The organism is Psychromicrobium silvestre (assembly GCF_013408295.1).
Taxonomy (GTDB): Bacteria; Actinomycetota; Actinomycetes; order Actinomycetales; family Micrococcaceae; genus Renibacterium; species Renibacterium silvestre.
Genome location: NZ_JACBYQ010000002.1, coordinates 822,583 through 840,929 on the forward strand (window position 1 = coordinate 822,583; position 18,347 = coordinate 840,929).

The 18,347-nt window shown below is 60.1% G+C and carries 20 protein-coding genes; 12 read left to right on the plus strand and 8 right to left on the minus strand.

Going from position 1 to position 18,347, the window contains the following annotated elements; translation table 11 throughout:
- Positions 1–120: 120 nt before the first annotated feature.
- From FHU41_RS11775 to FHU41_RS11795, 5 genes are read left to right on the plus strand one after another with little or no spacing between them, the layout of a single operon-like run.
- Complete coding sequence (locus FHU41_RS11775) at positions 121–612, plus strand: Asp23/Gls24 family envelope stress response protein (protein WP_179389839.1); 492 nt, start codon at positions 121–123, stop codon at positions 610–612.
- Complete coding sequence (locus FHU41_RS11780; protein WP_179389840.1) at positions 609–800, plus strand: DUF2273 domain-containing protein; 192 nt, start codon at positions 609–611, stop codon at positions 798–800. The genes FHU41_RS11775 and FHU41_RS11780 overlap by 4 nt, the downstream gene beginning before the upstream one ends.
- The gene (locus FHU41_RS11785; RefSeq protein WP_179389841.1) at positions 797–1,258 is read left to right on the plus strand and encodes a hypothetical protein; all 462 of its coding nucleotides are present in this window, start codon (positions 797–799) and stop codon (positions 1,256–1,258) included. Before FHU41_RS11780 ends, FHU41_RS11785 begins: the two co-directional genes overlap by 4 nt.
- On the plus strand, positions 1,255–1,896 hold the full coding sequence (locus tag FHU41_RS11790) for a DUF6286 domain-containing protein (RefSeq protein ID WP_179389842.1): 642 nt from the start codon (positions 1,255–1,257) through the stop codon (positions 1,894–1,896). The genes FHU41_RS11785 and FHU41_RS11790 overlap by 4 nt, the downstream gene beginning before the upstream one ends.
- Positions 1,893–2,504 (plus strand): hypothetical protein, encoded by a 612-nt coding sequence (locus FHU41_RS11795; protein WP_179389843.1) that lies wholly within the window; start codon positions 1,893–1,895, stop codon positions 2,502–2,504. The genes FHU41_RS11790 and FHU41_RS11795 overlap by 4 nt, the downstream gene beginning before the upstream one ends.
- A gap of 73 nt (positions 2,505–2,577) precedes the next feature.
- On the opposite strand, the gene FHU41_RS11800 is transcribed toward FHU41_RS11795, so the two are convergent.
- Positions 2,578–4,359 carry a glycoside hydrolase family 13 protein gene (locus FHU41_RS11800; RefSeq protein WP_484573231.1) on the minus strand — a complete coding sequence of 594 codons (1,782 nt, stop codon included), beginning with the start codon at positions 4,357–4,359 and terminating at the stop codon, positions 2,578–2,580.
- Positions 4,360–4,505: 146 nt separating this feature from the next.
- Between FHU41_RS11800 and FHU41_RS11805 the strand changes: the two genes are divergently transcribed.
- From FHU41_RS11805 to FHU41_RS11830, 6 genes are all read left to right on the plus strand, one after another.
- Positions 4,506–5,795, plus strand: coding sequence for an ABC transporter substrate-binding protein (locus FHU41_RS11805; RefSeq protein ID WP_179389844.1), 1,290 nt, complete (start codon positions 4,506–4,508; stop codon positions 5,793–5,795).
- A gap of 223 nt (positions 5,796–6,018) precedes the next feature.
- Positions 6,019–6,951: a carbohydrate ABC transporter permease gene (locus FHU41_RS11810; protein WP_246279688.1), complete on the plus strand. Its 933-nt coding sequence runs from the start codon at positions 6,019–6,021 to the stop codon at positions 6,949–6,951.
- Positions 6,948–7,817, plus strand: coding sequence for a carbohydrate ABC transporter permease (locus FHU41_RS11815; protein ID WP_179389846.1), 870 nt, complete (start codon positions 6,948–6,950; stop codon positions 7,815–7,817). The genes FHU41_RS11810 and FHU41_RS11815 overlap by 4 nt, the downstream gene beginning before the upstream one ends.
- Before the next feature lie 14 nt (positions 7,818–7,831).
- Positions 7,832–8,056, plus strand: a complete 225-nt coding sequence (locus FHU41_RS11820) for a hypothetical protein (protein WP_179389847.1) — start codon at positions 7,832–7,834, stop codon at positions 8,054–8,056.
- A gap of 114 nt (positions 8,057–8,170) precedes the next feature.
- Entirely contained in the window at positions 8,171–9,118 is a 948-nt protein-coding gene (locus FHU41_RS11825; protein ID WP_425503328.1) for a LacI family DNA-binding transcriptional regulator, read from the plus strand.
- A gap of 127 nt (positions 9,119–9,245) precedes the next feature.
- Positions 9,246–9,680: a DoxX family protein gene (locus FHU41_RS11830; protein ID WP_179389848.1), complete on the plus strand. Its 435-nt coding sequence runs from the start codon at positions 9,246–9,248 to the stop codon at positions 9,678–9,680.
- 15 nt (positions 9,681–9,695) lie between these two features.
- On the opposite strand, the gene FHU41_RS11835 is transcribed toward FHU41_RS11830, so the two are convergent.
- The 7 genes from FHU41_RS11835 to FHU41_RS11865 are packed head-to-tail and all read right to left on the minus strand — an operon-like array spanning position 9,696 to position 16,807.
- Positions 9,696–10,529, minus strand: a complete 834-nt coding sequence (locus tag FHU41_RS11835) for a DUF8083 family protein (RefSeq protein ID WP_179389849.1) — start codon at positions 10,527–10,529, stop codon at positions 9,696–9,698.
- A complete protein-coding gene (locus FHU41_RS11840) occupies positions 10,529–11,332 on the minus strand; it encodes an exodeoxyribonuclease III (protein WP_179389850.1) in 804 nt (267 codons plus the stop codon). The genes FHU41_RS11835 and FHU41_RS11840 overlap by 1 nt, the downstream gene beginning before the upstream one ends.
- Positions 11,333–11,375: 43 nt before the next feature.
- Positions 11,376–12,974 carry a DUF6297 family protein gene (locus FHU41_RS11845; RefSeq protein WP_179389851.1) on the minus strand — a complete coding sequence of 533 codons (1,599 nt, stop codon included), beginning with the start codon at positions 12,972–12,974 and terminating at the stop codon, positions 11,376–11,378.
- Positions 12,971–13,660, minus strand: coding sequence for an ABC transporter ATP-binding protein (locus FHU41_RS11850; RefSeq protein WP_179389852.1), 690 nt, complete (start codon positions 13,658–13,660; stop codon positions 12,971–12,973). Before FHU41_RS11850 ends, FHU41_RS11845 begins: the two co-directional genes overlap by 4 nt.
- 9 nt (positions 13,661–13,669) lie before the next feature.
- Positions 13,670–14,884 (minus strand): hypothetical protein, encoded by a 1,215-nt coding sequence (locus FHU41_RS11855; protein WP_179389853.1) that lies wholly within the window; start codon positions 14,882–14,884, stop codon positions 13,670–13,672.
- Positions 14,884–15,729, minus strand: a complete 846-nt coding sequence (nadE, locus tag FHU41_RS11860; protein ID WP_179389854.1) for an ammonia-dependent NAD(+) synthetase — start codon at positions 15,727–15,729, stop codon at positions 14,884–14,886. Before nadE ends, FHU41_RS11855 begins: the two co-directional genes overlap by 1 nt.
- A gap of 55 nt (positions 15,730–15,784) precedes the next feature.
- Positions 15,785–16,807: a LacI family DNA-binding transcriptional regulator gene (locus FHU41_RS11865; protein WP_179389855.1), complete on the minus strand. Its 1,023-nt coding sequence runs from the start codon at positions 16,805–16,807 to the stop codon at positions 15,785–15,787.
- Positions 16,808–16,975: 168 nt separating this feature from the next.
- Between FHU41_RS11865 and FHU41_RS11870 the strand changes: the two genes are divergently transcribed.
- Complete coding sequence (locus FHU41_RS11870) at positions 16,976–18,325, plus strand: ABC transporter substrate-binding protein (protein ID WP_179389856.1); 1,350 nt, start codon at positions 16,976–16,978, stop codon at positions 18,323–18,325.
- Positions 18,326–18,347: the final 22 nt, after the last annotated feature.

Genomic DNA, 18,347 nt, shown 5'->3' on the forward strand with positions numbered 1-18,347 from the left:
AAGGCGGCTCATTGTTTCGAACCTGACGGACTGGTTCCTTCAACCCTTCTCGCTCGGGCAGTAGGCTTGGGGTGAAGGCATTCTCTGAAGGAGTGCAGCAGAGCGCGGTAGGAGGCATCAGTGAGCGATCCGGTGAACGACGGCGGCCAGCCCGGTGCGGAGCAAGCCTCCGGACGGACGGTTATCGCCGAAACGGCGGTGGCCAAGGTGGCAGGTATTGCGGCGCGGGAGGTTCCGGGAGTCTACTCACTCGGCTCCGGTTCCGCGCGTGCACTCGGCGCGATCCGTGAGGTAGTAGGTGCCACCGATCTTTCCCAGGGCATTCGGGTCGAGGTGGGCCAAACCCAGGTAGCCGTCGATGTATCGCTGGTCGCTGAATACGGACGCCCGCTTCTTGAGGTAGCCAATCAAGTTCGGGCTGCTGTCTACCGAGCCGTACAAGAGCAGGTGGGTCTGAAGGTGATTGAGGTCAATGTGGAGGTCAATGATGTTCATCTCCCAGGTGGCGATGTGCCGAAGAGTCCAGGGCAGCCGAAACTGTCGGAGCGGCTCGCCGCGAGTGTGAAAACCCCTGAGCCTAAAACGCAAGTAAGCAGTGGAGAGTCAGCATGAACTACACACTCGTTGGTATCGGTGCGGGCGCCTTCTTAGCCTTTATGGCTTTTGCCTTCGGATTCTGGGGATTCCTAATCGCGGTGATCTTCATGGTGATCGGAGCGATCCTTGGCCGCGCCGCCGACGGCAAACTTGATCTGCGAGGTGTGCTTGACGCCCTGACCGGACGGCGTTCCTCCTCATGACAGAGGCTACGACGCAAGCCCCGGCAGTAATTCCGGCAGCAAGCAATGAGGCTCTTGCGGGACACAACCGGATCAGTACGGCCGCCCTCAACAGCGTGGCTCAGGCTGCGGCCGCTGAAAGTTTCGGCGTGCAGGTCAATGAGGTTCGGGTCTCTTTTTCCGATGCGGCTGGTCGGTTGGCGATTTCTCTGGCCACCCCGATTGCGGTTCCCAGCCTGACTGCTTTAGCGGTGGCCCACGATGAGGCTGCGGCAGCGAGGTTGGCCGAGAGCGGCGGTTCGATTTGGCTGCGCACCATTGCCGCCAAAAAGGATGTGCTGGACAAGGTGGGTTATCTGACCGGATCGGATGTTGCCAGAGTGGACATTAGGATCACCGGTGTCCGCTTACCGCAGCAGAGCCGAGCCTACGAAAATCCGGTACAGCCCGATGCAGCACCGGCTCGGAGGGTTCAATGACGCAGAGCGAACAGAGCGAACAGAGCGAACAGAGCGAACAGAGCGAACAGAGCAAAATGGATAGCAAGCTCGATATGGCTCGGGTGGTTCGGAGAGAACTCTATTCGGGCCGCTCGGTGCTCTCCGCGATTGCCGCTTTTGCCGTGATCGTACTGGCGATCTATGGCCTGCTGGAATGTGGCTTGCGGATCGTCAATCAGCCCGCCTGGCTAATTGATCCGCAAACCGCTCTGGATCGACTGGCGCATCTACCGGACGGTATCAACCCCTTCCTGCTCGGAGTGGTGGGAGCGGTGCTGCTTTTCTTTGGCTTGCTGTTCTTGCTCAGCGCGGTGCTACCGGGACGTCGAGCCCGGCACACCCTGCCCGATTCCAGAATGTCGGTGGTTGTTGAGGACGAGGTGATTGCCTCCGCGCTAGCCCGCCGGGCACGCTTGGCTGCTGGTGTCACCCAAGAGCAGGTCATGGTGGTGGTTTCCCAGCGCACCGTTGTGGTGAATATCAGGCCGACTTCCGGCGTCGCACTGAACGCCGAAGCGATCAAGCATGCGGTGGAGGCCGAAGTGGAACTAATGCAGCTTTCCCCGCTACCCCAAGTTCGAGTCAACCTGGCAGCAGTGGGGGTGATCGGGGTTTGAACGAGACGCCTCGTGTACTCAACCGCATATTGCTCACGCTTTTCGCGCTTTTCCTGTTGACTTTAGGCGGGGTTGCTCTCGGCCTGGCCACGGTGCCGGCTTTCGCTCAGTGGTGGCAAGCCTGGGCAGGGCCGCTGAATAGTCAACTCCAAGACTTGGCCACGCAGACTGCTTTACCCGGTCAAGGCAGCAGCCTGATCTGGGTTGGGGTTGCGGTGTTCTTGATTGTGCTGATCATTTTGATGATCCTCTGGGTGGCCGGCCAAGGACGCGGACGTACCACCATTCTGGCCGCCGACGATGAAGCGGGCGAGGCGGAGGGGCTGGTCTCGATCAATGGCAGTGTGGCCGAGCAACTGTTACGTCAGGCCTTCGGCGAGCGCACCGATTTACTCGGCTCTACGGTCTCAACTTACGAGGTAAAGGGGGAGCCCGGCCTCCGAGTCAGGCTAATGCCCCGTCAAGGCGTTTCACCGCATCAACTAGCTACCGAGGTCTCCGAATTGGTAGCTGCCCTGGAACTAGTGATCGGCCAACGCATCCCGGTGCTGCTGAACATCGCCTCCGGAACTCGCGTGCGCTTCACGAAGGCGGAGCGAGTCCGCTGATCCCGAGAATGTACTAGGTACGATAAACGCCGTGGCAGCTAGCTGCCACGGCGTTTATCGTTACTTCTCAGTTTTAGGACAGCCAGATGGCGCTGTTCGGAGCCAATTCGCCGTTCTCAGTCAAAGCCTTGGGCTGGCTGCGCAGGCGTACGCCGCGGTCCTCAAGGAACTCCGTAGACAGTGCCAAAGGCTGATCACCGAAATTGGCCAGCACCGTCAGTTCGCCGTTGCGGAAGCTGAGGATGTCCTTGTCCGGCTGATGCAACCCCGATGCTTCGAGCCATTCAAGTACGCCCTGGCCCAGCTCATATTCGGAGCGCAGAGCGAGTGCTTCCCGGTAGAACTCAAGGGTTGATCCCGGCACCCCGTCCTGGCGGTCGGCGGCATAGCTGGCGAAGGACTCGGGTTGCGGCAGCCAGGGCTGGCTCGGTTCCACGCTGCCGTGGCTGAAGCCGTAACCGGGCTCCTGGTCGTACCAGGGGAGTGGTACCCGGCAACCGTCGCGGCCGATCTCCTCGCCCTTGGTTCGGGCAAAGGCCGGGTCCTGCCGGAGCTCCGCAGCCAGCGTGGTGTGTTCGGGCAGGCCGAGTTCATCGCCCTGGTAGAGGTAAGCCGAGCCGGGCAGCGCCAGCATGATTGCCGCGGCTGCCCGCGCCCGGAGCAGGCCGAGAGCCTCATCCGGCTGTTCGTCGGCGGCACTAATTCCCTTCGGGAAACCGGTCGGAGTGCTGAGGCCGTAGCGGGTGGTGTGCCGGACGGTATCGTGATTGGACATCACCCAGGTGCTCGGTGCGCCAACGCTTTCGACGGCGGCGAGCGAGTTGGTGATTGCCGCCGTCATCCGCTCCGCATCCCAACCGGCCAGCAGGAACTCGAAGTTGAAGGCTTGCTGCATCTCGTCTGGGCGGATATACCGCACTAGCCGTTCCGCCGGCTCAACCCAGGCTTCGGCAACCAACATCCGGTCGCCGTCGTACTCCTTCAGTACCTGATTCCAGGCTCGGTAGATTTCGTGTACACCTTCTTGGTCGAAGAAGGGCGAGGGCGGATTCATATTACCTTCGGGAGCTTTCTCAGAATCCGCTGAATCCGCTGAATCTGCGGAGTCCTCGGCCTGCTGGCCCTCCACCATGGCCGCTGCGCCGTCCCAATCTGGCAGGCCCTCGGCCTTGATCATGCCGTGTGCCACGTCCACCCGGAAACCATCTACCCCACGGTCCAGCCAGAAGCGCAGCACCGCTTCCATTTCGCTGCGAACCTCGGGGTTCTCCCAATTCAGATCCGGCTGCTTGGTGTCGAAGAGGTGCAGATACCACTGTCCTGGGGTGCCATCGGCTTCCACCAATCGGGTCCAGGCGTTTCCGCCGAAGATCGACTGCCAGTTGTTCGGCGGCAGTTCCCCTTGCTCGCCTTTGCCTTCGCGGAAGATATAGCGGTTTCGGGTCTCGGAGCCGGGTTTGGCCGCTCGTGCCTGAACAAACCACTCGTGTTCGTCCGAGGTGTGGTTGGGTACCAGGTCAACGATGATCCGTAATTTGAGCGCGTGAGCCTGCGTTAGCATCTCATCGAAATCGGCCAAGCTGCCGAAGCGCGGATCTACGTCACGATAGTCAGAAACGTCGTAACCTGCATCGGCTTGCGGGGAAGCGTAGAAAGGCGAAAGCCAGACGGCGTCCACACCGAGTTCCTTGAGATATTCGAGTTTGGAGGTAACGCCGGGCAGGTCGCCCATGCCGTCTCCGTTGCCGTCAGCGAAGGAACGCGGATAGACCTGATAGATCACCGCATCCCGCCACCAGCTCTGCTCTGGTCCCTGAAGTTCCCCGGCATCGGTGCCGAACGTGGTTTGGCTCACGAATCGCCTTTCACTAGTTTTGCGTAAACGCTTGCACTTTCTCTGCACACGTTACTAGTATGAGCGACATCACTCAACCGAGTTTTCTCAGATTCTTAACAGCTTCTGCAAAGCATCGGTCCGATATCTCAATGAGGAGTATGAGTATGAAGTTAGCCAAAGTACTCGCCCCGGCTCTTACCGTGGGCATACTGGCGATCAGCCTGACTGCTTGTGGTGGGGGCAGTTCAAGCACATCTACCGGTGGTGGACTGAGCGGAGACGCTGCGAACAATCTCGATGATCGTGGCCCCATCACCTACGTCCAAGGCAAAGACAACTCGAACGTCGCCCAGCCGATCGTGGATAAGTGGAACGCTGCTCACCCGGATCAGAAGGTCACGCTCAAGGAGCAAACCGATAAAGCCGATCAGCAGCACGATGATCTGGTGCAGAACTTGCAGACCAAGAACGTCAATTACGACGTGATGAGCGTGGACGTGGTCTGGACCGCAGAATTCGCCGCCAAGGGCTGGTTGCAGCCCTTGAAGGACAAAATGGCGCTCGACACCGCGGGTATGCTTCCGGCTACGGTCAAGGCTGGAACTTACAACGGAACCCTGTATGCCGCCCCGCAGAACTCCGACGGTGCACTGCTTTACTACCGCAAGGATCTAGTACCGACTGCGCCGAAGACTTGGGCTGACATGATGAGCATGTGCTCCATCGCCAAGGCCAAGGGTATTGATTGCTACGCGGGGCAGTACGCACAGTACGAAGGTCTTACGGTGAACGCTTCGGAGGCCATTAACTCCACCGGCGGACAGGTCATCGGCGACGACGGCAAGGTCGCTATCGATTCAGATAAGGCTAAGGCTGGTCTGCAGAATTTGGTCACCGCCTACAAGGATGGCAACATCCCGACCCAGGCAATCACCTATCAGGAAGAGCAAGGCAGGCAGTCCTTCGAGGACGGCAAACTCCTGTTTATGCGTAACTGGCCTTATGTCTACAACTTGGCCAAGACCGATGCCACCAGCAAGGTAAAAGACACCTTTGGCATCGCTCCTATCCCCGGAGAGAGTGGCCCCGGTGCCTCGACCCTGGGTGGACACCAACTCGGTATCAGCGTCTACTCGAAGCACAAGGCAACCGCCCTGGACTTCGTGAAGTTCGTGACCAGCTCCGAGATCCAGAAGTTCTATGCACTGCAGGGCTCCTTGGCTCCCGTGCTCAGCGCACTCTATGACGATTCTGAGCTGACCGCCAAGCTGGCGTACCTGCCGGTGCTCAAGACCTCTATCGAGAATGCGGTGCCGCGCCCGGTAACCCCGTTCTACCCAGCCGTAACGAAGGCCATCCAAGACAATGCCTATGCTGCGATCAAGGGAGATAAAACCGTCGATGCGGCGATCTCCGATATGAAGACAGCAATGGAATCAGCAGGCGTCAAGTAGTACCAACGCGTTCGGGTTGGTGTGGGGACCTTATCGAGGTCGCCACACCAACCTCATCACTATTGAGCATTGAATAACACCTTTAGGCCTAGCCCGCACTTGAGAGTCCGGGATCGAAGGAGGGGGCATGTCCATCGCTGCACATGACACCGATCCACAAGCCGAGGCAGCCGATTCGGGCCGCCGTAACAAGAAGAAGAATTCGGAAGCACGTCCCGAAAAAATGCAGAACGCGTGGGCGGCCTGGTTACTGGCCCCCACCATCCTGCTGCTGTTGGTAGTGATCGGTTACCCGGTCATCTCCGCCATCGTAATGTCCTTTAGCAAGGATGCGGGCCTGGACGCCAATGGCTTCTTCGTCCAAGGCGGAGCTGCTGGGTTCAGTAACTATTTCGCCTGGCTTTTCCAGCAATGTTCCGCCCCGGACGGCGGTACCGCGGCCTGTGCCCCCGGACAGCTGGGCTCTCAGTTCTGGTCAGCCACGGGCAATACCTTCTTCTTCACCATTGTCACTGTCGCCTTAGAGACCATTATCGGTTTCTGGATGGCCATCATCATGGCTCGTACCTTCCGTGGACGCGGTCTGGTCCGTGCTGCGATCTTGGTACCTTGGGCGATCCCGACGGCCGTTACCGCCAAGCTGTTCTTCTTCATGTTCGCTTTCGACGGCGTGATCAACAAGATGCTCGGCACCCAGATCCTGTGGACCGGCTCCGAGTGGCCGTCAAAATGGGCGATCATCATCTCGGACACTTGGAAGACCACGCCCTTTATGGCCTTGCTGATTCTGGCTGGCCTGCAGATGATTCCGGCTGAGGTCTACGAGGCGGCCAAGGTGGACGGTGCCAACGCCTGGCAGCGCTTCCGGATGATTACCCTGCCGATGGTCAAGCCGGCTCTTATGGTCGCCATCCTGTTCCGTACCTTGGACGCGCTGAGAATGTTCGATCTGCCCTATATCTTGACCGGTGGCGCGAATAACACCGATACCCTCTCGATCTTGGTAGTCCAGCAGATCAGGCAGGGTTACAACTCAGCCTCAGCTCTGTCCACCATTACATTCATTATTATCTTCCTGGTCGCCTTTATCTTCGTTAGATTCCTCGGCGCCAATGCATTCCAATCGTCCACCGGGAAAAAGAAGGCTGCGAAATGAGCTCGGTAAATATTCCCGTCAATGCCAAGTCCACCAACCGCACTCGCTGGGCGCAGACCAGAACTTATATCAGCGCCGGAATCATCGTGCTATGGTGCCTGGCACCCTTCTACTGGATGATGGCGACGGCCTTCCGGCCTTCCGATTCCACCTTTGAAATGTCCTTTTGGCCAAGCAATGCTACTTGGGAGAATTTCACCACGGCCTTCGCCGAGGACCGGGGCAACCATTTCGGTCTAAACCTCTTCAATAGCTTGTTGATCGGTGCGATAGTTACCATAGTCGCCCTGCTGGTGGGGGTCTTCGCGGCCTATGCTCTAGCCCGACTGAACTTCCGTTTCAAGTTCGTGATCTTGGGACTTATCTTGGGTGCTTCGATGTTCCCAGGCGTTGCGCTGATTACACCGCTCTTCCAGCTCTTTACTGATTGGGGTTGGATTGGCACTTATCAGGCGCTGATCTTGCCGAACATTTCCTTCGTGTTGCCGTTGACGGTCTACACGCTGGTCTCCTTCTTCCGGGAAATGCCCTGGGAGCTCGAGGAAGCGGCCCGAGTGGACGGCGCTACCCAGGGACAGGCCTTTCGCAAGGTGATCATGCCTTTGGCTGCTCCGGCGATTTTCACCACGGCGATTCTGGCTTTTATCGCCTCCTGGAACGAATTCCTGATCGCCAGCCAGCTCTCGAATGACGCCACTAAGACAGTTACCGTTGCCATCGCTTCCTTCGCGGGAGCTCAGCCGCACCAGGAGCCGTACACGGCGGTGATGGCAGCCGGTACCATTGTCACTGTTCCACTAGTGATCTTGGTGTTGGTCTTCCAACGGAAGATCGTCGCTGGTCTAACTGCGGGCGGCGTGAAGTGAGAAGGCCCGAAGCTATGGAACCGCCGCGAAGCCGTGCGGCCGAGCAGGTTGATATCGGTATCGGCTTCATCGGGTTCTGGGCGCTGATCTTGCTGGTCACGGTGCTCTGGCAGGAGCTGAGCGGGAGTTCAGCGCTGGGTTGGGCGCTCGTGCTGGCTGCCTCGGTTCTAGTGCTAGCCAGTCTCTTCCGGCTGCGTTATAAGGTGCAACGCCGGGATCAGCAGCAGGGTAAAGACTAGCCGTAGGAACATCGACTCGGGGGAACACAGCAGCAAGGGGAGGGCATCATCGCGAGCAGCATCGAGGACGTCGCCGCTGCGGCGAAGGTCTCCACCGCAACGGTTTCCCGGGCTATCCGGGGGCTGCCCAGGGTGAGTCCGCAGACCCGAGAACGCATTCTGGCCATCGCCTCGGAGATGGGCTATGTGGCGTCCTCGGCAGCGAGCGGGCTGGCTACCGGGCGAACCCGGACCGTGGGGGTGCTGGCACCCTATGTCAGCCGCTGGTTCTTCTCCCGAGCCATTGAGGGCGTCGATATCGCCCTGCAGGAGAATCAGTACAACCTAATGCTGATTAATCTCGGCGGCTACGGCGGTAACCGGGAACGTCTCTTCGAGCACACCATGCTGCGCAAACAGATCGACGCACTCGTGGTGCTCTGCCTAGGCTTGCAACCTTCAGAACTGGAGCATCTGCACCTGACCGAAATCCCACTGGTTGCCGTTGGCGGCCCGGTCAAGGGTTTCCACCAGGTCTGCATCGATGATTATCAGGCCGCGCAGTTAGCCACTAAGCACCTGATTGAACTGGGGCATCGTCGGATTGCCCAGGTGCTCGGCGACGATAAGGACGAGGTTGACTTCGCGGTCCCGAAACTCAGAGACCGGGCCTTTGAAGAGACGCTGCTCGCGGCCGGTCTACGATTTGAACCGGGCTGGGAGCTCAATGGTGACTTCACCGTAGCCGGTGGAGTTCGCGCGGCAGCGCAGCTCTTCGATGCTCCGGGCGAGAAGCCCACTGCGGTTTTCTGCGCCTCGGATGAGATGGCTCTCGGCGTCATAATGGAGGCGCAACGCCGAGGCATCCGGGTACCGCAAGAGCTATCGGTGGTTGGTATTGATAACCATGAATTTGCCGAGGCTGCCGGGCTGACCACGGTGGCACAGAACCCCGTGGAACAGGGGCGTCTGGCGGCGGATATGTTGATCAAGGAGCTCGACGGCGCCGTTGGTACCGTGCGCAGTGTGGCCGCGCCCTTCGAACTCCTGGTTCGCTCAAGCACAGCGCCGCCGTCGAGGTAACCAGCCGCGCCAAACTGGGAAAACGCTGTTAATCTGGCTTTACTCTGAACCCGGGCTCGGCGCGCCCCGTAGTCGTGGTTGTTAGCCGGACTCCACAAGAGTCCATACGACTAAAGGAGCACGCCTTATGGCGAAGACATCAAACTCAGCACATCTCGGATTGATCCTGTTACGTCTGGTAACCGGTCTGATTTTCGCCTTGCATGGCTGGCAGAAGTTCAACAGTGGCATTGAATCTACCGCCCAGGGTTTCGGCTCGATGGGAGTCCCGGCACCCGAGCTGATGGCCCCGTTTGTGGCCGGACTTGAATTCATCGGGGGCTTGGCGCTCATCGTGGGGTTGCTCAGCAAGCCGATCGCGGTGCTGCTGGTGGCCGATATGATCGGCGCAGCTTTCCTGGTACACCTGCCGCAGGGATTTTTTGCCACCGATGGTGGTTTTGAATACGTGCTGGCGCTTGCCGCGATGGCAGGCACCCTGGCTCTGACTGGCCCCGGGAAATTCAGTATTGACGCCCTGCTCTTCGGCCGAAGCAAGCGCCTCAAGGCGGTACTTGCCTAAGCGGCGGATGGGGTTCTAGGAAGCCCGAGAAAGCTGCCGGATAGGGATCCACCGGGAGGCGAGCCGCCGATATGCTGCGGCCGCCCCGGTGAGATCTCCTTCGGCTAGGCATTCCAGACCCACCCGAACATCCGTAGGCGATTCATCCGGATAGATCCGGTCGGCAATGGCACCATAATCCAACTCAACAGCCGCCTGGTGGCTGACACCGCTCAGCCAGTCCTGTAGTTCGCGTAATTCCTCGAGCAAATCCAGCTCGGGAGCGGTGACTTCCAGATTTTCAATCCCGGCTGCTAGGCGCTGTTGCGCTACCGATACGGGCGTCTGCACCCGAACTGTAATCACGCGGCTGCGAGATTCCACCACCTCGGTACGGTCAGCCTCGGAAACCACCACGAACCAGCCGAAGGGGATGCCCCAGCTGGAGGAGCGGGTCAGGCTGCGCTGCCCGGTACTACCTTGATGTACCCGCTGCTGGACTTCCTGCAGCATCTCAGACTCGAAGACCGTGTTGGCGAGCTTCGCAATTGGACCAGCTTGTAACTGCTCCAGGGCGGCAAGCGAGCGGGGCAGAACCTGATTGAGATTGAATAGCACCGGACCGTCGTCGAGCAATTGCAGGCTGCGGACCCGCTCACTGGAAGCCTCCGGGAAGGGTTGTGCTCGGATCACCCGGTGTAAGGAATCGCCAAGTTCTTGCAGATCTGCGCGCATCCTGTCCTCCAGGGGAGGGGCGCTGCGGTTAATGAACTGCTGCTCGGCCGCGCTGAACTCGCTCAGCGGGAGGTAGAGCCGCAAGGTGGAGAGATACGGTAGATTGCTGTGCCCTAAGTACAGCTCCCTGGACACTAGCTCAGCTCGACAATCACCGGAGTGTGGTCCGAAGCGCCCTTGCCTTTGCGCTCCTCGCGGTCGATCTGGGTGTCGGCGACCCGGGTGGCGAGGGCTGGTGAAGCCATCACGAAGTCGATGCGCATGCCCTCCTTTTTGGGGAAGCGCAATTGCTTGTAATCCCAATAGGTGTAGACACCAGGTCCCGGGTGTTGAGGACGCACGACGTCGATGAAGCCGGTGCTTTCGAAAGCTTGGAATGCCGCACGTTCCGGAGCGCTGATATGAGTCAGGCCCTCGTCGATGAAGTACTGAACATCCCAAACATCCTCATCTTTAGGAGCGATGTTCCAGTCGCCCACCAGCGCAATCTGAGCCTGCGGATCGGCGGCCAACCAGCCCTTAGCCTCTTCGTTGAGTACTCGCAGCCACTCCAATTTGTAGGGCATATGTGGATCATCGAGAGCCCGGCCGTTGGGCACATAGAGACTCCAGATTCGCACCCCACCACACGTGGCTGCGATGGCACGGGCTTCCTGTTCCGGGGCCACCTCACCCTTGCCGAAGGCGGGCTGGCCGGGGAAGGTGCGCTGCACGTCGTCGAGCCCCACCTTGGAGGCAATCGCTACGCCGTTCCACTGGCTGAAACCGAAGTGCGCCACTTCGTAACCGTTGTTTTCGAAGAGCTCCCAGGGGAAGTTCTCATCCTTGCATTTGGTCTCTTGGATAGCGAGCACATCGATATCCGTGCGGCGCAGCCAGTCTTCGACGCGGTCGGCTCGGGCTCGCAGCGAGTTCACATTCCAGGTGGCAATCTTCACCCTTCCAACATACCCGTTTTCATTACCGCTTTAGCGAAGGGAGTTATTTGCTCCGGTTCCGGGTGACCACCAGCAGCACAATGGCACTCAGCGCCAGCTGGATCGGCAGCAGCAGATCCGCGGCGGCACCCGCAATCAAGCTAATCAAGACCGGGGCCAGTACAATCGCCGCCAGATCCGGCCCGGCCAGGAATTGAGCGGCCACTCCGGCCGGTAGCGCGCCACTGGGGGTGGCAATCGCGGGTTGGCTCCAGTCAGCAGCCTTCTTATAGGCTCCCCGCAATGCGGCTCCGGCCAACGCCGGTCCCGCCAGCAGGGCGGCCAGGAAGAAGGTCAGTGAGCCAACACCGGTAAGCCATAGCAAGCCGAAGGTCAGCGCGGCCCAGAGTAAAAGTAGGACGGCGGGTACCACCGCGTGCAGTTTGCGTACCGTGCCGGGGGCGAGCGGCAGCAATTCGTCCAGAATGGGATTGAGAGCATTGAGCTTGAGCGGGTTGGCAACCGAGGACACGGCCAGCAGGCCACAGATCAGTAGCAGGATGACCACAGGCCAAGGGCTATTACCGCCCATGAATGCCCTGCCAATCGCGGGGATAACACCTAGCGCCGCCACCATCACCAGGCGACCTGGGTGACGGAAATAGCGCAACGCATCCGCGCGTAGCAGCACCGTTCCGGGTTCGGCGGCTAGCAAAAGCCGGGAGCGATTGCTGCGTTCGCCGGTCCTTTCGGCGGAGCCCAAGGAACTCGAGAGCGAGGTTGAATCCATTGACACGATGCTGCTGCGTACCAGCGAGGCGCGGGCGGAGTGCTCGCGCAGTGAGCGAGTAGTGATTCTAGGAACCCAGATCAGCGAAACGGGCAGCACTACGATGCCGATCGGGAGCAGTAGCGCGGCCCAGAGCTGCCCAGAGGCGGCTAGCACGGGCCAGCTGCTCGGCAGCGCCAGCAGCCAGTTTCCCAGCAATGGCAGACCCAAGGCAGAGAATAAGCCAAGTAGGGTGAGTGCGCCGAGCACGGCCATCACCAGGCGTCCGAGCAGAGTTCCCCAGGCGAAACTTTGTGCCAGTTGAGCCAGTACGAAGCCACAGAGGAAAAGGCCAGCATTGCTCGCCACAGCGAGGCCGATATTGGTGGGGCTCAGCACGGGTGATTCCAGCACAGCGAGCAGGCTGCCGAGCACGGCACCCACCACGGTGACCAGGGCGGCCGAGCGTATGACGGCTGGCTGTAAGAGAGCGCGACGAGAGGCAGGCAGCGGGAGCAGCCACTGAGTATGCGGAGTGTCTAGATGGGCCGGGCCTAAACGGCTGGATAGCAGTACGGTTGCTGCCAGGGCGGCGAGCAGCACCACGGCCCAAGCTACTGGCCCGGGGACCAGGGGATCGAGCTGCTGAACCAAATGGCTGTCGCTTGCCGAGGCTCCGGCAAGGTAGCTACTGCGGATGTTCCCGACCAACGAATAAGAGGCCACCAGCAGCACGGCGATGCCGAAAACCGTCGTATAGACCTCCCCGAACAGGGAGAAGAAGCCAACGGTTTGACGGCTCAGTGGGGCGTTACGAATATAGCGGCGCAGCTCCGATGCGGAGAGTTCATCCTCTTCATTCGCCGGATGAGTTATAGCGAGCGGCTCACTCATGCGGGCATCGCCTGAATTCGCTCGGCTGCCTGTTGCGCGCTGAGCTTCTCCACGACGTCGGCGATATACAAGGCCTTCCGGGAGGCTGTGACCAAGAATTCGGGGTCGTGGGTGACCAGCAGCACGGTCTGTCCCTGTTTGGCGCACTGCGCCACCCGGGCCGCCAGAGCCCTGCGCATATGGGTGTCCAGGCGCTGTTCCGGTTCATCTAGGACCAGCAAGGAGCGCGGCCGAACAAAGGCCGAGGCCAGCAGCAGCCGGCGACGCTGGCCGGAGGAGAGGCTGGTGACTAAGGAGTGATCGTGCTCGGTGAGCTGGAAGAAATCAAGTTCTTGGTCCACGGCCGCAACCGGATCGCTGACCCCGTGTCCGGCAGCCACCATGGTGAGGTGTTCGCCCACGGTCAGCTCGGGGAAGAAGGCGTCGTCGTCGAAGACCAGGGCTGCGAGGCGACGGAAGTCCGCGCTGCGGTCATCGATTGCGGATTTATTGAGCAGCACCTTGCCAGCCAGCGGGTCCAGCTGCCCGACGACGGTGCGGAGTGCGGTGGATTTTCCTGCACCGTTGGGGCCGACCAGGGCGAGTGCCTCGCCGGAGACCTTGAAGGAGATCACTCCGCAGACTTGTTTCTTGCCGTAGCCGACCTTGAGATCGGTGATATTGAGGGCTGCGGAACTTTGAGGCATGGTGCCATCTTATGTTCCCGAGCGCCTCCGGCTTACTTCGGCCCCGCCACAAAGTTCGCGATAGCTCAATGGCTTCGCGATAGCCCATTGTCGCGACATTGAGCTATCGCGATTCGGCAGGCTATCGCGAGTTGAGGAGGAGTCCGCGTGCTCGAGGTCTTCGCTGTCCTCGACAAGGGCGGCGATGTTTCGGATGAACAGCACCAGCCAGCCGAAGATTATCGCCGTAGTGACCAGTTCCATCCCGGTCAGGTTGTAATAGCCAAAGGGAAAGAACAGCAGCACGGAAAAACCTGCTCCGGCTAACAGCACCCAGGAGGTGACGAAAAAGCTACGCGGAAAGCTGGGGACCCACCAGGGCAGGCAAACGATGATCACCACGAAAACCAGGATCATCCCAATAGCCGAGGTGTTGTGTAGCGGCATGGCCACATCCACCGGTACTAACCCGACCCCGGCGGCCAGGATACCGAGCAGAACCAGCGACCACTGAATCCGTGAAGCCTGGGTACTGGAGTCGTGATTCAACTCGCTCCAGCGCCGCAGATCCTGAGTCATATAGGAAGCCAGTGTGGTAATTACCAAGCCGGAAACAATCAAGGTGGTGTTGAAGGCGTAGGCGGAGAGTCCGCTGTCACTTGCCCCCAGCACGCTGAAGTTGATCTCCCACCAGCTTGGGTTGTCCGTTGTCACCATCGAAGTCAATGCACCGCTGACCAAGAAGATCGCCAGCAAATTCGACAGTGAGTAGGTGTTGATTCTGGCTCCGGAGAGGTAGACCGCATAGCCGCTCGCGGCGCAGCTGAGGCCGACAAAGAGGCCGCCAGCGAAGGGATCCAGGGTCAGTCCGGTGAAGGCGTTCTGGAAAAGGTAGAACACGGCCTGGCCGAGCATGAAGGCGATGGCCGCATGCGCGAAGGCTAGCGCTGCCACGTCGAGAATCCGCCGGGCCAAGGCGGAGCGTCGAAGCCAACTGGATTCCGGCCCGCGCAATGAGGAAACGTAGCTTGCCGAAAAGACTCCGGCACCCACGACGGCGGCAAATAAGCTGGAGAGCGAACCCACCGAGCCATCCCCGGAGAGTGCGGGACGCTTACCCAGGAAAATAACAAAGGCCAGCACGGTGAACAACACCATCGCCAGCAAGGCGATCAGGGCCGCCCGGGATTCAATGCTGACCGCTGTGCGTCGCTGCCTGCTTGATTTGTCGGTGGAACCGGACACTACCGCGAAGCTCGCGATTCGGCAGGCTGCCACCATTCATCGAGTAGCGATACCGGCACGGTGCGCTTGTGGCGGGTGATCAGGTAGCGTTTTTCGATGCGTTCGGCCACCTCGGCGGCCACCTCGCGGCCTTCCAGATAATCGTCGATGTCATCGTAGGAGATGCCTAGCTCGTCCTCATCGGCCCGGCCGGGCACGCCGTCGAGCAGATCAGCCGTCGGCACCTTGGTGTAGATCCGTTCGGCCGCTCCGAGTTCTTTGAGCAGCTGCCGGTTCTGCCGTTTATTCAAGGTGAACAGCGGCAGTACGTCCGCGCCGCCGTCGCCGAATTTGGTGAAGAAACCGGTCACCGATTCTGCACCGTGATCGGTGCCGATCACCAGCAGATTGTGCTCCCCGGCCAGGGCATACTGGGCCACCATTCGCGCCCGAGCCTTGATATTGCCCTTGCTGAAATCGCTCAATTGTTCGCCGGTGGTGGTTTCGTATTCTGCTTCTAAGCCGTCGACGCCGGGAGCCACGTTGAAGGTCCAGGAACGGTCCGCTTGGATGAACTCCAGCGCCGCCTGAGCGTCGTCTTCGTCCTTCTGGGTGTTGTAAGGCAACCGCACAGCCGTGAAGCTCGCTTCATAGCCCTCGGCCCGTAGCTTCTCGGCGGCGAGCTGGCCAAGCCTTCCGGCTAGGGAAGAGTCCAGGCCACCGGAGATGCCCAGCACAAAACCCTTGGTGTGGCTGGCTTTGGCGTACTCGGCTAGGAAGTCCACCCGCTTCTGGATTTCCTGCGCGGGGTCGATGGTGGCTTTAACGCCCAGCTCGGCAATGATTTCGGCCTGAAGTTCTCGCATGTAAAAAGCCTACTCCCCGAAAGTTTCGGCAAGATTTCATGGCGACCGCTGTCGATTAACTGCGCGCCGGGCCGGTGGACTGCCGCACCGTGAGGTGGGTGGGCAGCACCCCGAGGGTGCGGCTGACGCCACGCTCCCCAAGACCTTGATCGAAGGGCCGCACCCGGCTCAGCAGCATACTGATCGCCACTCGTCCGGCCTGCTCAATCGGGGCGGTGATAGTGGTGAGCGGTGGATTACAGAAATCGGCACCGAAGATGTCATCGCAACCGATCACACTGATGTCTTCGGGCACTCGGACTCCGCGGGCCGCAAAGCGTTGCAGCATGCCGATGGCGATCAGGTCGTTGAAGACCACGCAGGCACTCGCCCCCGAGTGTAAGGCTGCGTCGGCGGCGGCCGCGCCGGAGGTGGTCTTGGGCGCGAAAGGGCCGAGCTTGCTGATTCGCAGTCCGAGTCGGCTGGCCTGTTCCTCGAAGGCGATCAAGCGGCGGGCATTCGACCAAGAGCCGACCGGGCCTGCGAGATAGGCAATGTGCTGGTGGCCTAGGGAGAGCAGATGTTCCAGCGCCTGCCCCACGGACTGCGGGGTATCGATAATGACGGTGGGCACCCCCGGCACGCCGCGGTTGATGGTTACCGCCGGAGTCTGTTCCACCACGCCCAGGATCTGCTCATCGCTGAGTCTGGAGGCGGCGAGCACCACCCCGTCACAGGACTGTCTGAGTTTATTGAGTGCTTCCGCCTCCACCTCGGCGGATTCCTCGGTATCGACCAGAAGCTGGGTGTAGCCGGCCGCCTTGAGCTGGTGCTGTGAACCGCGGATGATGTCGAAGTAGAAGGGATTGGTGGCATCCGGCACCAGTACGGCAATAGCCCCGGTGCGCCCGGAACTCAAGGCTCGGGCTTGTGAGCTGGGAACGTAGTTGAGCTCGGCGGCGACCTGCTCCACCAGCTTGCGGGTTCTCACGCTTACACGTTCCGGATTGCTTAGCGCCCGGGACACGGTGGAGGTGGCTACCCCCGCGGCCTCCGCCACATCGCGGATGGTGGGTGCCGCCGTCGGACTTTTCTTCATCCTGGCTCCTCCTTCCTGACTGGGCACCATCAGATCACTTTTGGCAATTTTTGGCAAACGATTGCCGTGACTTGCTGAACATTCTTAGACTCAAACAACTCGGCACATGTGACCCGGCTCACTCGCGCGCAACCGGTTGGTGCCATGACATCTCGACGAGGAGAAGATATGAGATTCGGCCAAACCAGAAGACTTGCATCCAGAGGACTTGCGGTAGCCACCGTGGTCACCCTTTCCGCTCTTACGCTGAGCGCCTGTGGCAGCTCCGACGGCGGCTCGACTAACGGCTCCGGCAAGACGCTCGATGTGCTGGTCAACGTGAACACGCTTTATCCCGATCAGCAGAAACAGTGGATGGACGATATGTCCAGCAAGTTCAAGGCCGAAACCGGAGCAGAGCTGAAGTACGAAACCTTCACGAGCGCCAATGACGAACTGACCAAGATTCAGACTTCGGTCGTTTCGGGCCAAGGCCCGGATGTCTACAGCCTGGGCACCACCTTCACCCCAACCGCCTACGCCACAAAGGCCTTCGTCACCTTGAGCAGCGACGATTGGACCAAGGTGGGTGGTAAAGATCGCTTCAACCAGGCAACTTTGGGCATCTCCGGCCCGGATGCAGCCCATCAGGTGGGCGTTCCCTTCGTCAGCCGCCCCTTTGTGCTCGCCTACAACAAGGACATGCTCAAGGCCGCAGGCTTCGATAAGCCAGCCACCAGTTGGGACGGCCTGCTGGAGCAGGCCAAGAAGATGACCGGCAATGGTAAATACGGCATGGCCGTTGGCTACAAGGACAATTTCGACCCCTGGAAGTTCATCTGGGCAATGTCCACCCAGGCGGGTAATCCGCTGGTGGACGGCAGCAAAGCCAAACTCGATGATCCGGCCGTGAAAAAAGCCTACGAAACTTATTTCGGTTGGCTGAGCAAGGACAAGGTGGTGGACCCGGCATCGGTCGGCTGGACCAATAGTCAGGCGCTCGCCGCCTTCTCCCAAGGCAAGACCGGCTTCATGCTGATGACCACGGCTAGCTCCATTGTCAGCCTGGACAAGTCCGCCCTGGCCGGGAAGTACGCCTTTGGACTGATGCCGACCACGGCACCCGGGCAGAGCACTCCCGGCAGCACCCCGGCCGCAAGCATCCTCTCCGGCGACAATCTGGTGGTGGCCGACTACTCGCAGCAAAAGGATCTGGCCTTCGCCTATATCAAGCTGGCTACCTCCAAGGAGGAGCAGCTGAACTACAACAAGATCTTCGGCGATCTGCCTGCCAACGCCGAGGCGCTGAAAAGTCTCACCGATCCCAAGCTCGCACCGATCACCGATGCGGCCACCAAATCCTTCGCCACTCCCTTCACCGGGGCCTGGGGTGACATTCAGCTCGCCTTGACCAACGTCGTCGTGCAATCCATTCCGGATCTATCCCAAAGCGGAGTATCGGACGCCTCGTTGCAGCAACTCCTCAGCGATGCACAGAGCAAGGCTCAGTCCTCGCTCGACCGGGCTGCGAAAGGCTGAGCCTTGAGCACCGGAACTGCGA

What these genes read in the sequence shown, in the direction of transcription:
- FHU41_RS11870 (WP_179389856.1), top strand. Translation starts at nt 16,976, where the DNA reads ATGAGATTCGGCCAAACCAGAAGACTTGCATCCAGAGGACTTGCGGTA.
- FHU41_RS11820 (WP_179389847.1), top strand. Translation starts at nt 7,832, where the DNA reads ATGGAACCGCCGCGAAGCCGTGCGGCCGAGCAGGTTGATATCGGTATC.
- FHU41_RS11815 (WP_179389846.1), top strand. Translation starts at nt 6,948, where the DNA reads ATGAGCTCGGTAAATATTCCCGTCAATGCCAAGTCCACCAACCGCACT.
- FHU41_RS11810 (WP_246279688.1), top strand. Translation starts at nt 6,019, where the DNA reads ATGCAGAACGCGTGGGCGGCCTGGTTACTGGCCCCCACCATCCTGCTG.
- FHU41_RS11850 (WP_179389852.1), bottom strand. Translation starts at nt 13,660, where the DNA reads ATGCCTCAAAGTTCCGCAGCCCTCAATATCACCGATCTCAAGGTCGGC.
- FHU41_RS11790 (WP_179389842.1), top strand. Translation starts at nt 1,255, where the DNA reads ATGACGCAGAGCGAACAGAGCGAACAGAGCGAACAGAGCGAACAGAGC.
- FHU41_RS11865 (WP_179389855.1), bottom strand. Translation starts at nt 16,807, where the DNA reads ATGAAGAAAAGTCCGACGGCGGCACCCACCATCCGCGATGTGGCGGAG.
- FHU41_RS11845 (WP_179389851.1), bottom strand. Translation starts at nt 12,974, where the DNA reads ATGAGTGAGCCGCTCGCTATAACTCATCCGGCGAATGAAGAGGATGAA.
- FHU41_RS11780 (WP_179389840.1), top strand. Translation starts at nt 609, where the DNA reads ATGAACTACACACTCGTTGGTATCGGTGCGGGCGCCTTCTTAGCCTTT.
- nadE (WP_179389854.1), bottom strand. Translation starts at nt 15,729, where the DNA reads ATGCGAGAACTTCAGGCCGAAATCATTGCCGAGCTGGGCGTTAAAGCC.
- FHU41_RS11830 (WP_179389848.1), top strand. Translation starts at nt 9,246, where the DNA reads ATGGCGAAGACATCAAACTCAGCACATCTCGGATTGATCCTGTTACGT.
- FHU41_RS11805 (WP_179389844.1), top strand. Translation starts at nt 4,506, where the DNA reads ATGAAGTTAGCCAAAGTACTCGCCCCGGCTCTTACCGTGGGCATACTG.
- FHU41_RS11785 (WP_179389841.1), top strand. Translation starts at nt 797, where the DNA reads ATGACAGAGGCTACGACGCAAGCCCCGGCAGTAATTCCGGCAGCAAGC.